Consider the following 19,295-nt stretch of genomic DNA (forward strand, 5'->3'; position numbering starts at 1 on the left):
GCGGCGATGAGTGACGATAACGAAGAGAAGTGTAAATGTCCCCCGCCCGGTGCGCCTGCATGGATGGCGACCTTTGCGGATTTGATGTCGCTGTTGATGTGCTTCTTCGTGCTCTTGCTGTCCTTTTCCGAGATGGACGTGCTCAAGTTCAAACAGCTGGCCGGTTCCATGCGCGAGGCCTTCGGCGTACAGAATCAGATCAAGGTTGAAGATATCCCCAAGGGTACCTCTATCATTGCACAGGAGTTCAGTCCCGGGCGTCCAGAGCCAACGCCGCTGAACGAAGTGCGTCAAATGACCATCAATAATGACATGAACAGTCTTGATGTTCGTTCCCTTGAAGGTGAAGCGCAGATCGAGGATCGGCTGAAAGGTCTGGAGGCGTTGCGTCGTGAGCAGGAAGAAACGGCCCGCGAAGAAGCGATTGCAGTGGCTGAGGCTCTGTCGGCAGAGATAGGCGAGGGCAGCGTCGAGGTGGAAACGGACGGTACCCGTATCATTATCCGGGTGAAGGAGCGTGGTTCTTTTGATTCCGGCTCGGCTGCACTGAAGTTTGAATACATTCCAGTGGTGGCGAAGATCCGTGACCTGTTACTCGACATCAGTGGCAAGGTGGCGATTGAGGGGCATACTGACAATATTCCCTACGGCGGGCGTCAGTTCGAATCCAACTGGGAGCTGTCCTCGGCGCGTGCGCTGGCGGTTGCACATGAACTCTTTTCCGATCGTCGTATCAACCAGTCGAGATACAGCATCACCGGCTATGCCGATACTCGTCCACTGGGTCCCAATAGCACACCGGAGCTGCGGGCGCGTAACCGTCGGGTTGAAATCGTGATTCAGAAAGGTGACGTGGAAGAAGCACTCGACAAGCTGCAGTCACGCCCTGAAGGGGATGTCGAGGGAGAGCCGATGGACCCGACCAGCCTGTTCTGATCGGACAGAGAGGTTGTAGGCAATAAAAAACCGCCAATAGGCGGTTTTTTATTGAGTCGGCCAAAGAGATTACTTGGCAGCGTCCAGCATGTACTGAATGGCGGACTTGAGTTCGCTGTCAGAACAATCTGCACAGGTACCCTTCGGCGGCATGGCCTTGATACCGGTGATTGCGGTTGCCAGCAGAGCATCGATGCCTTTCTCGGCACGCGGAGCCCAGGCAGCAGCGTCACCGAATTTCGGCGCGCCAGCGATACCGGCAACGTGACAAACGGAACACTTGGTGTTGTAAACTTCTTCGCCAGAGCGTTCAGCCATGGCAGCAGCCGGAGACAGCATCACGGCAGCAGCTGCGATCAGCAGGGTTTTCTTCATAGCAGGCTTCCTTTATTAGATCGGTTTTCAACCGTTAGTACGCAAATAATGCGAGTTTAGGCCTGTCTTCTGCTGAAAGTAAATACTCCGAAGGTGCGGCATATCAACGCATCCGTGAGCGGCGTCAAGCAAAGTGTGGCAGGGGTTCAGCTCCAGCGTCCCAGGCGCATGGCGAAGTCTGCCTGCCCCTGCAATAGGCGGTCATGACGACGGCTGTGTTCCTGCAGGCGGTGCTCGCGAATGGCTTGTTCCAGCACTTCATGCGGTACCGGAACCAGATTGCGTACATCTTCGATGGAGTAGCCCCGATTGAGCAACTGGCGCAGTTGAGCGGTGAGTTGAGTGGCGCTCATGATCTTATCCTCTTGATTATGTCATGGCGCCATTATGAGGGGTTGATTGTGACAATTGGATGTCAGTTCTAAGGTGTTTTCCTGACAACGCTGGCGGCAAAAGCGGTTGCGCTGAAGATGATGAAAAACACTCCTGAGGCCAACAGCAGTTCGGCCATGGTAAAGCCGGCAACCATCTCAGGGGTGTAGCCGCAGGATTCCCAGATCTCAAACATCCAGGGCCACCATTTATCGGGTGCAAACCAGGTTGGCAGGCCCGATTCAAGTGAACAGCTGCTTTCAATCCAGTAGCGCTCGATTGCCAGAGTGCGCCAGCTGCGTTCGGTAAAACCCAATGCGATGAGCAAAGCCAGGCATCTGCCTCCTGTCTGCACCTTTTGGCAGCGGGGCAACAGCAGCGCTGCAATGGCCAGCAGAATCAGTGCGAATAGCCAAAGTCGAATATGGATGCAGAGAACACAGGGGCCATAGTCGAGTGCATATTGATAATAAAGCGCTACGGCTTCGGCTGTCACAGCTCCAATAAGCAGTACCAGCCAGTAGATTCGCGAGTTCAAGAATTGCAGGATGAACTTCATGAGGACCTGTCCCTGTGGAATTTTCAGCGTGAAAGAGTAGCCCGGTTGTTTATTGTCGAGCAAGTATTGGTGTCAGACGGAGCGGGTTGAAATAAGTTCAATGCCCTAATGTGGTGCGTTGTTTGCACTAATGTAGTGCTTTATGATTGTCGCCGCTTTATCGTGTCGGGATTTTTCCAGCGCTTTCCGGTATTCCAGATGTCGCCTGACGTTTGTCAGAAATGCAGCAAGGCATTACTGACTGCACGTTGATGTTCCGACCATCTTCCGCTTCATTATCTGAGGTACTTAATGTCCTATATTCATGACACCATCACTGGCCTGATGGCCTCAAGCCCTGCGCAGACCGAATTCTACCAAGCGGTCGAAGAGGTGCTTGAGTCGCTGGAGCCGCTGCTGGAACAGAGCCCCCACTATAGTGACAACCGCATCATCGAACGTATGGTCGAGCCAGAGCGCCAGATCATGTTCCGGGTTCCCTGGGTTGACGACCAGGGGCAGGTGCAGGTCAACAAGGGGTACCGTATCGAGTTCAATTCGGCGCTGGGGCCTTACAAGGGAGGCCTGCGTTTCCATCCCTCGGTCAATGCCGGAATTATCAAATTCCTGGGATTTGAACAGATTTTCAAGAATGCGCTGACGGGGCTGCCGATTGGCGGTGGCAAGGGCGGCGCCAATTTTGATCCTAAAGGGCGTTCCGATCAGGAAATCATGCGCTTCTGTCAGTCGTACATGAACGAGCTGTACCGCCACATCGGTCCTAACACGGATGTGCCCGCGGGTGACATCGGGGTTGGAGCGCGCGAGATCGGTTACATGTTTGGTCAGTATAAGCGTCTGACCGGTCGTTACGAAGGCGTCTTGACCGGCAAGGGACTGCTCTGGGGGGGATCGCTGGTGCGCAAGGAAGCAACCGGCTATGGGTGCGTCTATTTTGCCGAAAACATGTTGAAGGCTTCCGGTGACAGTCTGCAGGATAAAACCTGCCTGGTATCAGGGGCAGGCAACGTAGCCATCTACACCATCGAAAAGCTGTATCAATTAGGTGCCAGGCCCGTTACCTGTTCAGATTCAAGTGGAACGCTCCATGATGCGCAGGGTATAGACCTCAAAACCCTCAAGCTGCTCAAGGAGCAAAAGCGGGTTTCGCTTCGTGAATACCTGAATGAGTTCCCCAGGGCCGAATTCATCCCGCGAGAAGCCTATCCGGATGATGGTCATGCCGTCTGGCGTTTCAACGGCGATGTGGCGTTCCCCTGTGCAACGCAGAACGAGCTCACTGAAGCGGATGCCCGGGCGTTGCTGAACAGTGGCTGCCGATGCGTCAGCGAGGGAGCCAACATGCCGTCAACACCGGCCGCTGTGGAACTGTTCATTGCCAACCGCATCCATTATGGTCCGGGCAAGGCAGCAAATGCCGGTGGTGTGGCGACCAGCCAGTTGGAAATGAGTCAGAATGCCAGCATGCAGCGTTGGACATTCGAGCAGGTGGATCGTCAACTGAAGGCGATAATGAGCGATATCCACAGTCGTTGCAGTGAAACCGCGAAGGAATTTGATCAGCCTCATAATCTGGTGCTGGGGGCTAATATTGCCGGATTCCGCCGAGTTGCGGATGCGATGCTGGAGCAGGGCGTCGTCTGAATATCGATAGTGGATACACAAGCAAGGCCCGCATATTGCGGGCCTTTTGCATTCAGTCCGCCTGAACCTGCTCTCGGAACTGACCGATCGCTTCCACTACACGTTGCGCTTCTTGGCGGATCTCCAGCATGACGGTACCTGTCTTGTTGGCGAGCAAGACACCTTGTTCCGCTTGAGTCTGACTGTTACGGGCCTCGTCAGCCGCGGTGGTTGCAAGGTGGCGGTTCTGCTCCACGACCTGCTTGATCTCTTCCGTTGCCTGACTGGTTCGCCGCGCCAGATTGCGGACCTCATCGGCGACCACGGCAAACCCCCGACCCTGACTACCGGCACGGGCAGCTTCGATAGCCGCATTCAGTGCTAACAGGTTGGTCTGTTCGGCAATTTCCTGAATGACATCGACAATGCGCTCAATCTTCCCGGACTGATCACTCAGTGCGGTCACATGTTCGGCCACTGTCTGTAGGCGCTGTTCTATATTGCGTACCATGCTGACTGTGTCGTCGACAGCAAGAGCACCGTTGACCGCACTTTGGTCAGTTTCAAGCGCAATGTCATATGCAAGCTGAGCGGCTTCTGACTCGGCGTTTCTTCGTTCGATATCGGCGGTGATGTCGCTGGCGATCTTGAGAACCCCAAAGCGCTTACCGGTAGCGTCATACAGCGGGTTGTAGGTGGCGTTGAGCCAAACGGTGCGTCCATGGCGATCCACACGTTCGAACATGCCGGACATGTATTCACCTTCGTTGAGCTGTTTCCAGAACTGCGTGTATTCCTTGGTGCCCACATAGGATTCCGGGCAGAACATGCGGTGATGGCGACCCAGAATGTCCTTCTCCTGATAACCCATTGTGGACAGGAAATTCTGATTGGCGCGAATCACTTCACCCTGAAGGTTGAACTCAATGACCGCCATGGAGCGATTGATTGCATCCAGAAAGCTCTGGTGATCCTGCTCGCGTGAGACGGTGGGCGTTATATCCTGGGCCAGCTTGATGACCTTGGCCACCTGGCCGTCCTCACGGTTGACGGGGATATAGCTGGCTTCCAGCCAGACCCTGCGTCCCCCCTTATCTATACGACTGAAGCGTTCGCTGGCGCCTTTTCCGCGGGCAAGGTTCTGCCAGAAGCGGCGGTAATCAGGACTGCGCGTCAGGGTCGAGTCGCAGAGCATACTGTGGTGTTTGCCGATCAGTTCATCCTCAGCATAGCCCATCACTTTTGAAAAAAGCTCGTTGGCGCTAAGGATATACCCTTCCGGGGTGAACTCGATCATTGCCATCGAATTGCTTATGGCCGCAATCAATTGCTGACTCTCTGAAAGCTGCTCCCTGCAGATGGACAATTCTTGTTTCAGTTTACGTGTGAACATGGAAGGTCTCGCCATCACAAGAGGGTATGAGTCTGATCGTCCGGGTTCAGAGAGCCGGAGGCCAGACATACTACAGAAAAATAAGCCTGAATGGTTCTTAATATGTATCTGATGTGCGACTTACGCTGCAGAGTCTTGCTTGGATCATTGGCTATCAGGGGGCAAATTGAGTCCAGCCCGATCCTATTGCACGAAAAGGGAGTTCCAGATTCAGTTCCGGAACCTTTTGTGCCACCCATGCCGGAAACGTATTGCTGTTTGGGCCAGGAAACACCCGGTATTCATGTTTCCAGGGGTAGTCTCTTACGGCCGCTTGTATTGGCGCTATCAGGCGCTCGGCTTCGGGGCCCCGCAGGTCCAGAATCAACTCCGGGCGGGCACCAAACCAATAGCGATCAGGAATGTCTCGCTCCTGCCGCAGCACCGGTAGTCCACGCTTTTCTCGCCACCCGATCACCTCGTAGACTATATATTGATCGGCATGCTGTGGTTTGACGGCTATCCAGGTATGAACCGCGAATAGACCTCGCCAACCCCAGGCATCAGCGGCATAGGCTTGAATGACCGCCTCTGGGGTGTGCTCTGCCAAAGGGGCGATGCCGGCGCTGGCGCGACTAGCCGTCCTCCAGCCATCACTGGAACAGCCGCTCAGGGCCAGCACCAGACTTAGCAGGGGAAGCAGATAGCGAGTCGACATTGCACGGCCTCTTCATGGTTATCCACAACCAGAGTACGGCCGTGCGCGACGTTTGGATCAGCGGTTTTCGCTCTCGGATGATCGCATCAGCAATCCATCCAGCCATCGTGTTGGCAGCAAGCGACGCAGGTATCCCAGCAGGTAGGTTGGCAGCGTTACATAATAGCGCGCCCGCGGGCGAGAGCTCTCCAGTGCATGGCGCAATGACTTGAAAACTGCTTCCGGGGTCAGGGTAAAACGGGACCCCTCGTCTTCGTCACTTTCCAGGCGCTTTAGCACACCCGCATAGGTCGCTGCATGAGCACTGTGCTGGTGATCGATATTGCGTTTGAATGCGGCAAGCGCATTACGCCGAAAGGCACTGGTGATGGGGCCTGGCTCAATCAGTGAAATCTCGATACCCGAGCCTTTCAACTCCTGACGATAAGTGTCGGTGATCCCCTCCAGAGCAAACTTGGAGGCGTTATAGGCGCCACGGTATTTCATCGCAACCAGTCCCAGTACTGAAGAGTTCATGACGATTCGGCCATGCCCCTGTCGACGCATGATCGGAATCACACGGTTCGTCAGCTCGACCCAGCCAAACAGGTTGGTTTCGAATTGTTCACGCAGAGCCTCGCGACTGAGGTCTTCTACGGCGCCCGGCTGACCGTAGGCGCCATTATTGAACAGCGCATCGAGACGGCCATCGGTCAGTTCCAATGCATGAGCCACGCCCTGCTCAATGGATTCGGATGAATTCAGGTCCAGTACAAAGCTTTCCAGCCCCAGTGCCTCGAGGGCCGCCACATCTTCCTGCTTGCGCACCGTAGCCAGCACACGGTAGCCAGACTCACGCAGTCGTAATGCACAGTGTTTGCCAATACCGGTAGAACAGCCGGTGACGAGAATGGTGGAGATCATCGGGGCCTCGCTGTGGATAAAAGTGTGTCGGGCCAAGATACTATCACGGAGATAGCGCCGGAATCAGTTCGGGGCTGGTAACAGAGGTGGCTAGTCTTTTATCGAGTGTGGTCGGCTCAACAGATAACAGAAAAGAAGAGTTGCATGCTCTTTTCGCTGATCGCATGCTTTCTCTGAGACCGCTTCTGTTAAAGCCGATAGGCCTCTTCCGCATAAATCACGTCGAGAGGCTGACAATTATTAGAGGATGTTTGTTTTTGTTCGAATTTATCGAAGAAGGTTCAAAACTTGTTGGGGCTGTAAATTTGCCTGCGCAAGCATAGAGGTAGCTGCGCTCTGGATAATCTGAAACTTGGCCAGATTTGTACTTTCAATGGCAAAATCAGCATCTTCGATTCTTGATCGAGCTTCTGAATTTATAGTGACGGCCCCGCTCATATAACTAATGCTAAGGCTCAGCCGTGTCTGGACCGAGCCGAAGTTCCCTCGCAAAGAGTTGACCTGCTCTAATTGTGGGTGCTAAGGAGGTTGTTCACGCCGGTTAAGTTCGAGATGCTGGTTATCGCCAAACAAACAGCACAGAACAACCGACATGAACAACCCTCACAAGAATGCCCGAACTACGCCTCATATTCGAGCCCTGATCGTTGATCGAGCCCTCCGTAAGCGGCAGCCGGTGCGAGACATTGCCAGCACTTTTGGTATCAGCACGCACACTGTGTACAAGTGGATTGCTCGTTATCGAGAGGCAGGTGAGGCTGGTCTTGAGTCAGCATCCAGCCGTCCCCACGCCTCACCGAGGCAGATGCCGAAACAGTGGGTTGAGCTGATTCAGAAGATGCGCCTGACACTCAAGTGGACTGCCAAGCAGATCGCACAGGCACTGAGTCTGGCTTACTCCACAGTGACAGCTGTACTGCGCCGACTTAAGCTCAATCGAGCCTCACACCTGGAGCCGGTGCAACCTGCGCAGCGCTACGAACACCCCGCGCCGGGTGACATGCTGCATATGGATATCAAGAAGCTGCCTCGCTTCGACAGGCCCGGCCACCGCGTGACAAACAACCGTCGCCAGAATACCCGAGGTGCGGGTTATGAGTGCGTTCATATCTGTATTGATGATCACAGCCGCTGGGCGTTTGCCCGGGTACTACCAGATGAGCAGCAAGGCACCACAACGCGCTTTTTGGAAAACGCTCTAGCGGCCTACCGCGGAATAGGTGTAGAGGTGAAACGCCTGATGACCGATAACGGTCCAGCCTATCGTTCCCGTCGGTTCAATGCAGTTTTACAACGGGAAGGGATCAAGCATGTATACACGCGCCCATACACGCCCAGAACGAACGGCAAGGCGGAGCGATTTATACAAACAATGATCAGGGAGTGGGCATATGCAGTGCCCTACGCAAACGACATATCAAGGGCCTGGGCGCTGACAGACTGGATCAACCACTACAATAAACAGCGCCCTCATGGCAGTATCGGAAATCTACCGCCGGTGTCTCGAATACCGAAGCTGCGTGAACAAGGTGTTTAGTATTCACATCTAATGCTTTGTCAAATTTATCACTTGCACCTGAAGCGTCTACAGCTATATCGACCAGGCTAATTCCCAAACTGACCGTATCGACTCCACTGGTAGCAAGTTCAATTTTATCGGAAGCATGAGTACCAATAACGAAGGTATAGACCTTGTCAGGGGCTAGAGTGGGCGAATTCAGGGAAAAATTCTGAGCGCTTCCTGCTCTGACATCGTTAGCCAGAACGTTCTCGGCATTAAGCACGCTGCCTCCGTAATCTGAGCCAGCAATAGATCCAGTATCATCGTCAGCTAGATTAAGGCCATTGGTAGCATAGAGTCCCAAGCCATTGATAAAGTCAGCTCCATTGCTGGCAAAATGTGTATCAAACTCACTCAAGCTGCCATAGGGCAATGTGGCATAGCTTCCTTTTAAACTTGCCAGCGCGCTATCCAGAGAGTTATTCCTGTCTGCTGCCAAGTGAGCCATTACATCCTTGATGCCAGCCGCACCGCCAGAGGCTGACTGGATATCGGCATGCAATTTTTTAACCGCTATATAAGCTGCTGAATAACCTTCGCTGGTTGTTGGAGAACCTGGAGTGGTTTGGTGAGCGGCCAGTATTGCAGCAATACCCACTCGGGCGATATCTGACTGAACTCGTTCATCCGCGCCGTGAATAAATTCAGCGGCTCCTTCAGTAAACCAACCGGGGAAGGAGTCCCCACCATCAACCTGGTTATTACTGCCATCTGCGGTCAGGTCCATGTTAACCGCCATTACGGCATGAACCATCTCATGAGCAATAATCCGATCATTATATAAAGGCGAGGAGCCCCGGTAATCCTCCCCTTTTTAGCTGATGCCAAAAGTAGAGGCTAAGCCACTTTTAGTGGTGGCTGGCCACCATTGGCTTTGTGCGGCCGCTCATGATTGTAAAACCAGAGCCACTGCGTTGCATAATCCTGAACGTCCTCTAGTGTTTCGAATAGATGCTTACTGACCCAGCTGTAGCGGAGCGTTCGATTGTGACGCTCGATGTAAGCGTTCTGTTGAGGCTTGCCGGGTTGAATATACTCAATCCGGATGTCATGTTTACGAGCCCAGTTGGTGAATTCGTGACTGATGAATTCTGGGCCGTTGTCACAGCGAATGTGCGATGGTTTCCCCCTCCACTCAATCAACTGAGACAGGGTGCGTATCACTCGCATGGATGGCAGAGAGAAGCCTGCTTCTATTGCCAGTCCTTCTCGCCGGTAGTCATCGATCACATTGAGCAGCCGGTAGCTTCTGCCATCCGACAGCTGATCGTGCATGAAGTCGATCGACCACACCTGGTTGCGTCGCAGGGGCTGTTTCAACGGCTCCGGCTTATGGCGCTTTAGGCGCCGCCGAGGCCGTATGCGCAGATTCAATGCAAGTTCACAGTAGATACGGTATACGCGCTTATGGTTCCAGCCGAAGCCTTTCACATTACGCAGGTAGTCAAAGCAAATACCAAAGCCCCAGTCTGAATCCTGTTCAGTCAGGCGGATCAACCAATCTGCAATCTCAGCATTCTCCGATGACAGCTTGGGTTGGTACCGGTAGCAGGATTCGCTGATACCAAAGGCAGCACAGGCAAGCCGGATACTGACGCCACGGGAAGCAACATAGGTCTGTGCCATCTCCTTGCGCCGAGACGGCTTCACCACTTTTTTTGCAGTGCTTCCTGGATGATCTCGGCTTTCAGCCGCTCTTCAGCATACATTTTCTTCAGGCGGCGGTTTTCATCTTCAAGCTCTTTCAGCCGAGCCATCAACGAAGCATCCATGCCGCCGTATTTCGCCCGCCACTTATAAAATGTGGCGCTGCTCATCCCATGTTCACGACATAGTTCGGGAACTGGGGTACCTGCTTCCGCTTGTTTCAGTATCGCCATGATCTGGCTGTCGGTGTATCGGGACTTCTTCATGCAGAACCTCCTGCGTATACATTACGAGAAAATTCTACTTTTGAGCACTGCTACTTTTCGGGGGGATTACCCCCCTGCAGGAGTGATTTCCAGGTATAGGGATCTCTCATCGCTCAGGCGATACACCTTGTCGCGGGGCTTGGCGGCTTTGATCTGACGGTCGGAAAGTGGCATGGCTCCCTCTGCTCAATTCGAGTGGGGGCATGTCTTTGGGGGCATAAGAAATTCAAACCAGCAATCTGCCCCCAGCGATGCCCCCAATGTGCCCCGGATTTGCTGGCACTTGTTGGGACTGTCTGAAACCAACAATAGGCCGTGAGGCCCATGGTTTCAAGGGGTGTGGGATTGTCTGGGAAAGTCTGGGAAGGGAAGGTGGTGGAGGTGGCGGGTTTCGAACCCGCGTCCGCCAATCCTCTGCCTCAAGATCTACATGCTTAGGCATCTCTATTTAGTTAACCCGTCGCGACCCGAGAGCCAGGGTGCTATGGGCGAGCTCTTTTAGTTTTAACCGTTCAGCTTAGAGCAAAGCATCCGGGCGATTCTGTCTCGAATGACACCGCAAAATCTCTGAGTTACAGACACCTTAGAGCGCGGCGCTGGCTGACTTAAGCAGCCAGAGCGTAGTTATCGTCGTTTGCAACTATAACTGTGTGATGAGGGATTTACGAGAATCATCACGTTCTCGGCATGCACCTAAGGGTTCGTAATCAGCGTCGAAGCCAAGTCACCCCCAGATATGTAACGAGCTATTGTAACGACTTAGTTGACCGGGCGAAAGTGGAAAAGTTCAGCGGGCGGCGACAGACATTTCACGCTGCTTCTGACGGTTCCAGTCTTTCTCTTTCTCGGCCGCGCGCTTGTCGTGCAGCTTTTTGCCCTTCACCAGTGCGATCTCGCACTTGACCATGCCGTTTTTCCAGTAGAGGGCCAGGGCAACACAGGTGTAACCTTTGGCTTCCACCGCATTGGTAAGCTTTTCAATTTCACGGCGGTGCAGCAGCAGCTTGCGATCGCGACGTGGGTCGGTGACATAGTGGGTCGATGCCGAAATCAGCGGCGTGATGTGCGCGCCCACCAGCCAGGCTTCGTCGTTCTTGAATACGACATAGGAGTCGACCAGCTGGCCCCGTCCTTCGCGCAGGCTTTTGACTTCCCAGCCTTGCAGGGACAAGCCAGCCTCGAAACGGGTTTCGATGGTGTATTCGTGCTTGGCACGTTTGTTCAAGCAGATGGTGTTTCCGCCTGGAGCCTTCTTTTTCTTCGCCATGGCGCGATTATATAGGTGGCCTTGGTGCAATGAAAGCGGGCAAATTGCGTCGTTTCAGCACCTTAGCGTTACCTGGGCATCAACTAATGGTCGAAAAGGTTGTCACCTCTGTCCGATTTATGAACAATTGCCCCCCGTGTACAATTTCCAACTTGAGAACAATATGCAGTCTAAACAGTCAATTCACGGTTCATGGGCGAACCGGTGGATCTTCATTCTCGCAGCGACGGGTTCAGCCGTCGGACTGGGTAACATCTGGAAGTTCCCCTACATCACAGGTGAAAACGGTGGTGGCGCCTTTGTACTGGTGTACCTGTTCTGCATTATGCTGGTCGGTATTCCGATCATGATGGGTGAAATTCTGGTGGGGCGTCGTGCTCGCCAGAGCCCGATTAATGCGGTACGCGAAACCGCCGCCGAGGCTGGATTGAACAAGAACTGGAGCCTGATCGGCTGGCTGGGTGTGCTGGCAGGCTACATCATTTTCTCCTTCTATTCCGTCGTGGCAGGTTGGGTTCTGCACTATATTGCCGGGATGGGAACTGGCCAGTTTGTGGATATCAGCAGTGATCTGGCTGGCGAGCGCTTTACTAACCTGTTGGCCAGTCCGGACCAAATGCTGGTCTGGCATACCCTGTTCGTGCTGATGGTCGTCGGTGTCGTTGCGGGTGGCGTAAACAAGGGCCTTGAGCGTGCGACCAAGATCATGATGCCGGCCCTTTTCGTACTGCTGCTGGTATTGCTGGGTTACTCGGTCAATACGGGCAGCTTTGGCCAGGGCTGGTCGTTCCTGTTCAGCTTCAACCCGGAAGCGTTGACATGGGATGCGGTTCTGGTAGCGCTTGGGCATGCGTTCTTTACCCTGTCACTGGGTATGGGCGCAATCATGGCGTACGGCAGTTACATGGGTAAAAAGGACTCTATCGGGGTAACCGTATTGACCATCGGTGTGCTCGATACGCTCGTGGCGCTGGTGGCCGGTCTGGCGATCTTCCCGGTGGTCTTTGCCAATCAGATGGATCCAGCTGCCGGTCCGGGCCTGATGTTCATTACCCTGCCGGTCGCCTTCGGTCAGATGCCGGGTGGTCAGGTCTTTGGCTTCCTGTTCTTCCTGTTGGTGGGTGTAGCCGCTTGGACATCCGCTATTTCTCTGTTGGAGCCGGCGACGGCTTGGCTGGTAGAGCGTTTCGGTCTCAAGCGTCTGCCCGCAGCGCTGCTGCTGGGTGTGATCGTATGGCTGATGGGAATCGCTTCGCTGCTGTCTTTCAACCACTGGGAGGAGATCAAGCTCCTGGGTATGGGGATTTTCGATTTCCTCGACTTTATTACCGCCAATGTCATGTTGCCGCTCAGTGGTCTGATGATCGCGATCTATTCCGGCTGGATGCTGAACAAGCACATCACGCGTGATGAGCTGGCATTGGGTTCCAATATGACGTACAGCGCCTGGTCGCTGGTGATCCGCTTCATCGCGCCAGTAGCGGTGATGGTGATCTTTGTCGTCAACCTGTATGACAAGCTGGCCTGATTCAGGCCAGCCAGGTAACCGCCGACATGACTCAAGTAAATCGCAGCGCGCTGGTGTTGCACACTGCCGAGCAGATGTTCGATCTGGTCAATGATGTGCGCAACTATCCGCAGTTTCTGCCCTGGTGTGCGTCGACCGAGGTGATCTCGGAACGAGACGACGAACTGGTCGCGACCCTTAACCTGTCCAAAGGGGGGCTCAAGTACAGTTTCACCACGCGCAACCGGCTGGAAAGGCCCGGGCGAATGGAAATCGCGCTGGTGGAGGGGCCTTTCTCCTCCCTGCGCGGTATCTGGGTGTTTACGCCGCTAAGTGATGAGGCCTGTAAGGTCGAGCTGACCATGGACTTCGAGTTCAAGGGCAAGCTGACCGGAATGGCCATGTCCAAGGTTTTCAACTCGGTGGCCACGACCATGGTGGATGCTTTTGTCAGCCGGGCTGATCAGATCTACGGTTAGGAGAGGGATGATGAAAGTTGAAGTTGCCTATGCATTGCCTCATGAGCAGAAAATCATCGCTCTGCAGGTAGAAGAAGGCTGTACTGCCCAGCAGGCGGTGATCCGCTCAGGCATTGTTGAGCTGTTTCCGGAGATCAATCCTGACAGTACCCCGATGGGTATTTTCGGCAAGGCGATCAAGGATCCAGGCAATACCGCATTGAGAGATGGCGATCGCGTGGAAATCTATCGCCCATTGATTGCAGACCCTAAAGAGGTCAGGGCGCGGCGGGCGGCCAAGATGAAAGCGCAGAAGGCCGCCGAGGCCGAAAAGGAATGAGTGGCGCGCCGGAGATCAGCGAGTGGTTTCCGGCTTGGCGCCCGGACGGAAGTCGCCACTGAGGCGGACCAGTTTGTCGTTTTCGAAGAACAGACTGATGCGCTCCTGGTAGCGCTGACCGTCACCATCCTTGATGCTGTAGATGTAGTCCCAGCGGTTTTCGCTGAAGCTGTCATTAACCAGCGGAGTGCCGAGAATGTAGCGCACCTGTGACGGGGTCATGCCGGGGCGCAGCTGGTCGACCATTTCCTGAGTGACGACGTTGCCCTGGGGGATATCGATCTTGTAAACACCGGGGAACTCGGAGCAGCCGGCAATCAGAAGTGCAGCTGTAACGCTAAGAAGAACCTTTCGCATCGGACAATGGCTTCCGTTTTCATGCCTAAACAAAGATAATGGAGTCTAACATTGCAAATCCCGAACAGCATAGTGATTGAGACCTAATATGGCACTGGAAAATCAGGAACTGCGGAAGGCCGGACTGAAGGTGACTCTGCCGCGGGTCAAAATTTATCAGATTCTGGAGCGTGCCGGAGAGGGCGACCACTTCAGTGCTGAAGATATCTATAAGCTTCTGATGGAGCAGGGCGAAGATGTAGGTCTGGCGACCGTCTATCGTGTATTGACCCAGTTTGAGGCGGCGGGTCTGGTGTCTCGCCACCACTTTGAAGGTGGTCATTCAGTATTTGAGTTGGCTCGTGATGAGCACCACGATCATGTGGTCTGTGTGAAATGCGGCAAGGTGCGGGAATTCAGCGAACCCAAGGTTGGCGAAATTCTGGATAAGGTGGCCGAAGAGCTTGGCTTCACCATTACTGATCGTACTCTATATCTTTACGGCGTCTGCAAGGACGGCTGTGAGGAAAGCAAGTAAGCAACACTGCTCTTTTGCTGTCAGCCATCAGGCTGACAGCATCTCTCGTGCGTGATTCAAGGATGTCCGGGTGATGTCCACGCCGCCCAGCATCCGAGCAACCTCTTCTACTCGTTGTGTCTTGTTCAAACGGTGCACTCGAGTGTGAGTGCCGTTCTGTACCCCTTTCTTGGTGACGAACAGGTGTTGATGCCCCTGAGCGGCTACCTGCGGCTGATGGGTCACGCACAGAATCTGCACACGCTGACCCAATTCACGCAGCATTCGGCCGACCACTTCCGCGACACCACCGCCGATGCCGACATCGACTTCATCAAATACCAGGGTCGGTGTGCTTGAGGTCTGAGCGGTGATCACCTGAATGGCCAGGCTGATGCGAGACAGTTCGCCGCCGGAGGCAACCTTGGCCAGCGCTCGAGCTGGCTGGCCTTCGTTGGTGCTGATCAGGAATTCAATATCTTCAAGGCCGTTGGCGTTGTAACGTTCTTCATCCAGCGGGGTCAGGCAGGCGCTGAAGTGGGCGGCCGGCATTCCCAAAGCGCTGAGTTGCTCGTCGACCTGTGTATCCAACATGCCGGCACAGCGCTGGCGAGCCTCGCTCAGCTCGGCGGCAGCCTTGAGATAGTCGGCACGTGCGTTCAGTACATCCTGCTCCAGTTGCGCCAGTGCCTCGTCGGACCCGGTCAGGGTGCTCAATTCGGCCTGTAATGACTGGTGGAACTCGATCAGTTGCTCCGGCAACAGGCGGTGCTTGCGCGCGACATCGTAAATGGCGGACAGTCGCTCTTCCACTTCCTGCTGGCGCTCGGGATTGGTTTCAATGCTGTCGAGGAAATGTCGGATTTCCCGCCCGGCTTCCTCGACCTGGATCAGCGCAGTGTTGAACATCTCACCGGCCTGCTGCACACGTTTGTCTTCAGCGTGAAGCTGGTCCAGCAGGTGAAGGCAATGCTGAAGCATCGATAGGCAGTTCTCGCCGTCTGCATCGCTGCTCAGTTGCAGCAACTGGTGTCCGGTGCCGAGCAGGCTGCCGGCATTCTCAAGCAGTTGTTGCTCCTGTTCCAGCTGCTCGAGTTCACCTTCCTGCAGAGCCAGCTGGTCCAGCTCCTCAACCTGGTAGCTGAGCAGCTGGATGCGCGCATTACGTTCATCTGAAATCTGGGTCAGTTCCAGCCACTCGGTATTCAGACGACGCCATTTGTGAAAGTGACGACGTACCTGTTCGGCCAGCTCTGCATGGCCGCCGAAATCGTCAAGCAGTACGCGATGGTAGTCCTTCTTCAGCAGACGTTGATGCTCATGCTGGCCATGGATATCGACCAGGTGCTGGCCGAATTCACGAACCAGAGTCAGTGGCGTGGGGCGGCCATTAATGTAACTGCGGCTTCGGCCTTCACGGGTGATGACGCGGCGCAGCTGACACTCCTGAGGATCGCCTTCAAGTTCATGCTCATCCAGCCATAGCATTGCTGTAGGCAGGTTGCGGATATCAAAACTGGCGGTCAGTTCGGCCCGATCGGCATCCTTCAGAACGCTGTCGCTGTCTGCACGGTCACCGAGACACAGGCCCAGTGCATCCAGCATGATCGATTTGCCTGCACCGGTCTCACCGCTGATGACGGTCATTCCGGAGTCCAGTTCCACTTCCAGAGCATCGACAATCGCGAAGTTACGGATCGTTATCTGCGTCAGCATGGCTGCCACCCTATGGGTTTATATACAGTGTTTATTTATACAGTACTATATAAGCCATTTTCTCCCGGTCATCAATCGTTGAATGAAAAAAATAGGTTGAGCGCTTGAATCCGCGTTGCAGGTCCCCATATAGGTTGGCATCTAGGCGTAACCTCAAGAGTCAGTTGGAGAGACCTGATGTCGAAAGAGCAGCAAAACACACAGGAAACCGTTGAGCCGATTCAGGACGCGGTCGAAAACCTGGCCGAGACAGAGGCTTGTGAACCAAGTGCTGCCGAAGAGTCAGCGGCTGATTTGCTGCAGAAGCTCGAGGAATCCCGTGCCGAAGTCGACGCCCTGAAGAAGGAGTTGGCCGAGCTGCAGCCACGCGCTCAGGCCGAAATCCAGAACATTCGTCGTCGTGCCGAGCAGGATGTGGAAAAGGCGCACAAGTTTGGTCTGGAAAAGTTCGCCAATGAGCTGTTGCCGGTGGTGGACAGCCTGGAGCGTGCCATCGAAGCCAGTCAGGGGGACGATGAGGCGATGAAGGCGATCCGTGAAGGGGTCGAAATGACGCTGAGCATGTTCCTGGGCAGCATGGAAAAATTCAATGTTGAACAGCTGAACCCGGAAGGGCAGCCGTTCAACCCGGAACACCATCAGGCGATGTCGATGGTGCCGGCAGAGGGAGTGGAGCCAAACACGGTGGTGACCGTGATCCAGAAAGGCTACCTGCTCAATGGTCGCCTGATGCGCCCGGCCATGGTAATGGTCGCAAAAGGCTGACGCGGGGCGTTGAAATTTCTCAACGCGCACCCATATACAGAAGCAACCAGATTTTAGACAGATTATCAGCCCGCTTGGCGGGCAACAGAAATATCGGAGCAGAACATGGGCAAAATTATCGGTATTGACCTGGGCACCACCAACTCCTGTGTGGCAATTCTGGATGGCGACAAGACCAAGGTGATCGAGAACGCCGAAGGCGATCGCACCACCCCGTCCATCATCGCGTACACCAATGATGGTGAAACCCTTGTCGGTCAGCCGGCCAAGCGTCAGGCGGTGACCAACCCGGACAACACCCTGTTTGCGATCAAGCGTCTGATCGGTCGCCGTTTTGAAGATCAGGTGGTACAGAAAGACATCAAGATGGTGCCGTACAAGATCATCGCGGCCGACAACGGCGATGCCTGGGTTGACGTCAAGGGTCAGAAAATGGCGCCGCCGCAGATTTCTGCCGAGATCCTGAAGAAGATGAAGAAGACCGCCGAGGACTACCTGGGCGAGAAAGTGACTGAAGCGGTTATTACCGTACCGGCCTACTTCAACGACTCTCAGCGTCAGGCGACCAAGGACGCAGGTAAAATTGCCGGTCTGGAAGTGAAGCGCATCATCAATGAGCCGACGGCTGCTGCGCTGGCTTACGGTATGGACAAGTCCAAGGGCGACAAGACTGTAGCCGTATACGACCTGGGTGGTGGTACCTTCGATATCTCCATCATCGAGATCGCCGACGTTGACGGTGAGCACCAGTTCGAAGTGCTGGCCACCAATGGTGACACCTTCCTGGGCGGCGAAGACTTCGACCTGGCGGTGATCAACTACCTGGCCGACGAATTCAAGAAAGAGAGCGGTATCGATCTGCACAACGATCCGCTGGCACTGCAGCGTCTGAAGGAAGCGGCCGAGAAGGCCAAGGTTGAACTGTCGTCCGCGCAGGCGACCGACGTCAACCTGCCCTACATCACCGCTGATGCGAGCGGCCCGAAGCACCTGAACGTGAAGCTGTCCCGTGCCAAGCTGGAATCGCTGGTTGAAGAGCTGGTGGTGCGCTCCATTGAGCCGTGCCGCATTGCGGTTCAGGACTCCGGTGTATCCGTATCCGAGATCGACGAGGTGATCCTGGTCGGTGGCCAGACTCGCATGCCGCTGGTACAGCAGAAAGTGGCCGAGTTCTTTGGCAAGGAACCGCGCAAGGACGTGAACCCGGACGAGGCAGTTGCCATCGGCGCAGCCATCCAGGGTGCGGTTCTGTCCGGTGATGTGAAAGACGTACTGCTGCTGGACGTAACCCCGCTGACACTGGGTATCGAAACCATGGGCGGCGTGGCGACTCCGCTGATCGAGAAGAACACCACCATCCCGACCAAGAAGTCGCAGGTGTTCTCAACCGCGGACGACAACCAGACTGCCGTGACCATTCACGTCGTTCAGGGTGAGCGTAAGCAGGCGGCACAGAACAAGTCCCTGGGGCGCTTTGACCTGGCCGACATTCCGCCGGCACCGCGTGGCATGCCGCAGATCGAAGTGACCTTCGATATCGATGCCAACGGTATCCTGAACGTGTCTGCGAAGGACAAGGCCACTGGCAAGGAACAGTCTATCGTGATCAAGGCTTCTTCTGGCCTGAGCGATGATGAAGTCGAGCAGATGGTACGCGATGCCGAAGCGCACGCTGAAGAAGACAAGAAGTTCGAGGAGCTGACCGGCGCCCGCAACCAGGGTGATGCCATGATCCACACGGCGAACAAAACGCTGAAGGATGCTGGTGACAAGGCGACAGCGGAAGAGAAAGAAAAGATCGAAGCTGCAATCAAGGAGCTGGAAGAAGCACTGAAGGGCACAGACAAGGCTGCGATTGAAAGCAAGACCGAAGCCCTGACTGAAGCGCTGTCAGTTGTGGCTCAGAAGATGTACGCCGAAGCGGCTCAGGCTGAACAGGCTGGCGGTGCCGAAGGTGCCAAGGATGCGGCAGACGACGTTGTCGATGCCGAATTCGAAGAAGTTAAGGACGATAAGAAGTAAGCGCTCGCGCTTGTCGATCGTTGCAGTGTGACAGC

The 19,295-nt window shown here is 54.8% G+C and carries 19 protein-coding genes, 1 other RNA gene and 2 pseudogenes; 9 read left to right on the forward strand and 13 right to left on the reverse strand.

Features of this window, described 5'->3' with window-relative positions:
- Nucleotides 1-6 precede the first annotated feature (6 nt).
- Nucleotides 7-936 (forward strand): flagellar motor protein MotB, encoded by a 930-nt coding sequence (locus LN244_RS01720; RefSeq protein ID WP_239041142.1) that lies wholly within the window; start codon nt 7-9, stop codon nt 934-936.
- Nucleotides 937-1,005: 69 nt separating this feature from the next.
- On the opposite strand, the gene LN244_RS01725 is transcribed toward LN244_RS01720, so the two are convergent.
- The 3 genes from LN244_RS01725 to LN244_RS01735 form a co-directional block, all read right to left on the reverse strand.
- A complete protein-coding gene (locus tag LN244_RS01725) occupies nt 1,006-1,311 on the reverse strand; it encodes a c-type cytochrome (RefSeq protein WP_239041143.1) in 306 nt (101 codons plus the stop codon).
- A 146-nt stretch (nt 1,312-1,457) separates the two neighbouring features.
- Entirely contained in the window at nt 1,458-1,664 is a 207-nt protein-coding gene (locus LN244_RS01730) for a hypothetical protein (RefSeq protein ID WP_239041144.1), read from the reverse strand.
- A 68-nt stretch (nt 1,665-1,732) separates the two neighbouring features.
- A complete protein-coding gene (locus LN244_RS01735; RefSeq protein ID WP_239041145.1) occupies nt 1,733-2,242 on the reverse strand; it encodes a disulfide bond formation protein B in 510 nt (169 codons plus the stop codon).
- A gap of 291 nt (nt 2,243-2,533) precedes the next feature.
- On the opposite strand from LN244_RS01735, the gene gdhA reads away from it, so the two are divergent.
- A complete protein-coding gene (gene gdhA, locus LN244_RS01740; protein WP_239041146.1) occupies nt 2,534-3,886 on the forward strand; it encodes an NADP-specific glutamate dehydrogenase in 1,353 nt (450 codons plus the stop codon).
- A 52-nt stretch (nt 3,887-3,938) separates the two neighbouring features.
- On the opposite strand, the gene LN244_RS16405 is transcribed toward gdhA, so the two are convergent.
- From LN244_RS16405 to LN244_RS16475, 4 genes and pseudogenes are all read right to left on the reverse strand, one after another.
- On the reverse strand, nt 3,939-5,258 hold the full coding sequence (locus LN244_RS16405; RefSeq protein WP_275424703.1) for a methyl-accepting chemotaxis protein: 1,320 nt from the start codon (nt 5,256-5,258) through the stop codon (nt 3,939-3,941).
- 154 nt (nt 5,259-5,412) lie between these two features.
- On the reverse strand, nt 5,413-5,955 hold the full coding sequence (locus LN244_RS01755) for a DUF3750 domain-containing protein (protein ID WP_239041147.1): 543 nt from the start codon (nt 5,953-5,955) through the stop codon (nt 5,413-5,415).
- Nucleotides 5,956-6,012: 57 nt separating this feature from the next.
- On the reverse strand, nt 6,013-6,858 hold the full coding sequence (locus LN244_RS01760; protein ID WP_239041148.1) for an SDR family oxidoreductase: 846 nt from the start codon (nt 6,856-6,858) through the stop codon (nt 6,013-6,015).
- 267 nt (nt 6,859-7,125) lie between these two features.
- Nucleotides 7,126-7,356 (reverse strand): annotated as a pseudogene (locus tag LN244_RS16475) (flagellin); the annotation flags it as partial.
- Nucleotides 7,357-7,450: 94 nt separating this feature from the next.
- On the opposite strand from LN244_RS16475, the gene LN244_RS01765 reads away from it, so the two are divergent.
- Nucleotides 7,451-8,395 (forward strand): IS481 family transposase, encoded by a 945-nt coding sequence (locus tag LN244_RS01765; protein ID WP_239040410.1) that lies wholly within the window; start codon nt 7,451-7,453, stop codon nt 8,393-8,395.
- On the opposite strand, the pseudogene LN244_RS01770 reads toward LN244_RS01765, so the two are convergent.
- From LN244_RS01770 to smpB, 4 genes and pseudogenes are all read right to left on the reverse strand, one after another.
- Nucleotides 8,304-9,203: pseudogene (locus LN244_RS01770) on the reverse strand (flagellinolysin); the annotation flags it as partial. The gene LN244_RS01765 and the pseudogene LN244_RS01770 overlap by 92 nt on opposite strands.
- 53 nt (nt 9,204-9,256) lie before the next feature.
- Nucleotides 9,257-10,332 (reverse strand): IS3 family transposase gene (locus LN244_RS01775; protein ID WP_239041150.1). Its coding sequence is split into 2 segments (ribosomal slippage): nt 9,257-10,083 and nt 10,083-10,332, totalling 1,077 coding nucleotides; the frame shifts between segments, so codons are not numbered across the junction.
- Nucleotides 10,333-10,705: 373 nt separating this feature from the next.
- Nucleotides 10,706-11,064: a transfer-messenger RNA gene (gene ssrA / locus LN244_RS01780) on the reverse strand.
- Between the two features lie 55 nt (nt 11,065-11,119).
- Complete coding sequence (smpB, locus tag LN244_RS01785; protein ID WP_239041151.1) at nt 11,120-11,599, reverse strand: SsrA-binding protein SmpB; 480 nt, start codon at nt 11,597-11,599, stop codon at nt 11,120-11,122.
- Nucleotides 11,600-11,762: 163 nt separating this feature from the next.
- Here smpB and LN244_RS01790 point away from each other — a divergent pair, with 163 nt between their 5' ends.
- From LN244_RS01790 to LN244_RS01800, 3 genes are read left to right on the forward strand one after another with little or no spacing between them, the layout of a single operon-like run.
- A complete protein-coding gene (locus LN244_RS01790; protein ID WP_239041152.1) occupies nt 11,763-13,127 on the forward strand; it encodes a sodium-dependent transporter in 1,365 nt (454 codons plus the stop codon).
- 26 nt (nt 13,128-13,153) lie between these two features.
- Nucleotides 13,154-13,585, forward strand: a complete 432-nt coding sequence (locus LN244_RS01795) for a type II toxin-antitoxin system RatA family toxin (protein ID WP_239041153.1) — start codon at nt 13,154-13,156, stop codon at nt 13,583-13,585.
- Nucleotides 13,586-13,592: 7 nt separating this feature from the next.
- A complete protein-coding gene (locus tag LN244_RS01800) occupies nt 13,593-13,904 on the forward strand; it encodes an RnfH family protein (protein ID WP_239041154.1) in 312 nt (103 codons plus the stop codon).
- A gap of 15 nt (nt 13,905-13,919) precedes the next feature.
- Here LN244_RS01800 and LN244_RS01805 read toward each other — a convergent pair whose 3' ends face one another.
- Nucleotides 13,920-14,261, reverse strand: coding sequence for an outer membrane protein assembly factor BamE (locus LN244_RS01805; protein WP_239041155.1), 342 nt, complete (start codon nt 14,259-14,261; stop codon nt 13,920-13,922).
- Nucleotides 14,262-14,349: 88 nt separating this feature from the next.
- On the opposite strand from LN244_RS01805, the gene fur reads away from it, so the two are divergent.
- A complete protein-coding gene (fur, locus tag LN244_RS01810; RefSeq protein ID WP_239041156.1) occupies nt 14,350-14,778 on the forward strand; it encodes a ferric iron uptake transcriptional regulator in 429 nt (142 codons plus the stop codon).
- Nucleotides 14,779-14,805: 27 nt separating this feature from the next.
- On the opposite strand, the gene recN is transcribed toward fur, so the two are convergent.
- Nucleotides 14,806-16,473, reverse strand: coding sequence for a DNA repair protein RecN (gene recN / locus LN244_RS01815; protein ID WP_239041157.1), 1,668 nt, complete (start codon nt 16,471-16,473; stop codon nt 14,806-14,808).
- 177 nt (nt 16,474-16,650) lie between these two features.
- On the opposite strand from recN, the gene grpE reads away from it, so the two are divergent.
- Nucleotides 16,651-17,238, forward strand: a complete 588-nt coding sequence (gene grpE / locus LN244_RS01820; protein WP_239041158.1) for a nucleotide exchange factor GrpE — start codon at nt 16,651-16,653, stop codon at nt 17,236-17,238.
- Between the two features lie 105 nt (nt 17,239-17,343).
- Entirely contained in the window at nt 17,344-19,260 is a 1,917-nt protein-coding gene (gene dnaK / locus LN244_RS01825) for a molecular chaperone DnaK (RefSeq protein WP_239041159.1), read from the forward strand.
- The last annotated feature ends 35 nt before the right edge of the window (nt 19,261-19,295 follow it).

It is taken from the genome of Marinobacterium sediminicola (assembly GCF_022343685.1).
Classification (GTDB): domain Bacteria; phylum Pseudomonadota; class Gammaproteobacteria; order Pseudomonadales; family Balneatricaceae; genus Marinobacterium; species Marinobacterium sediminicola.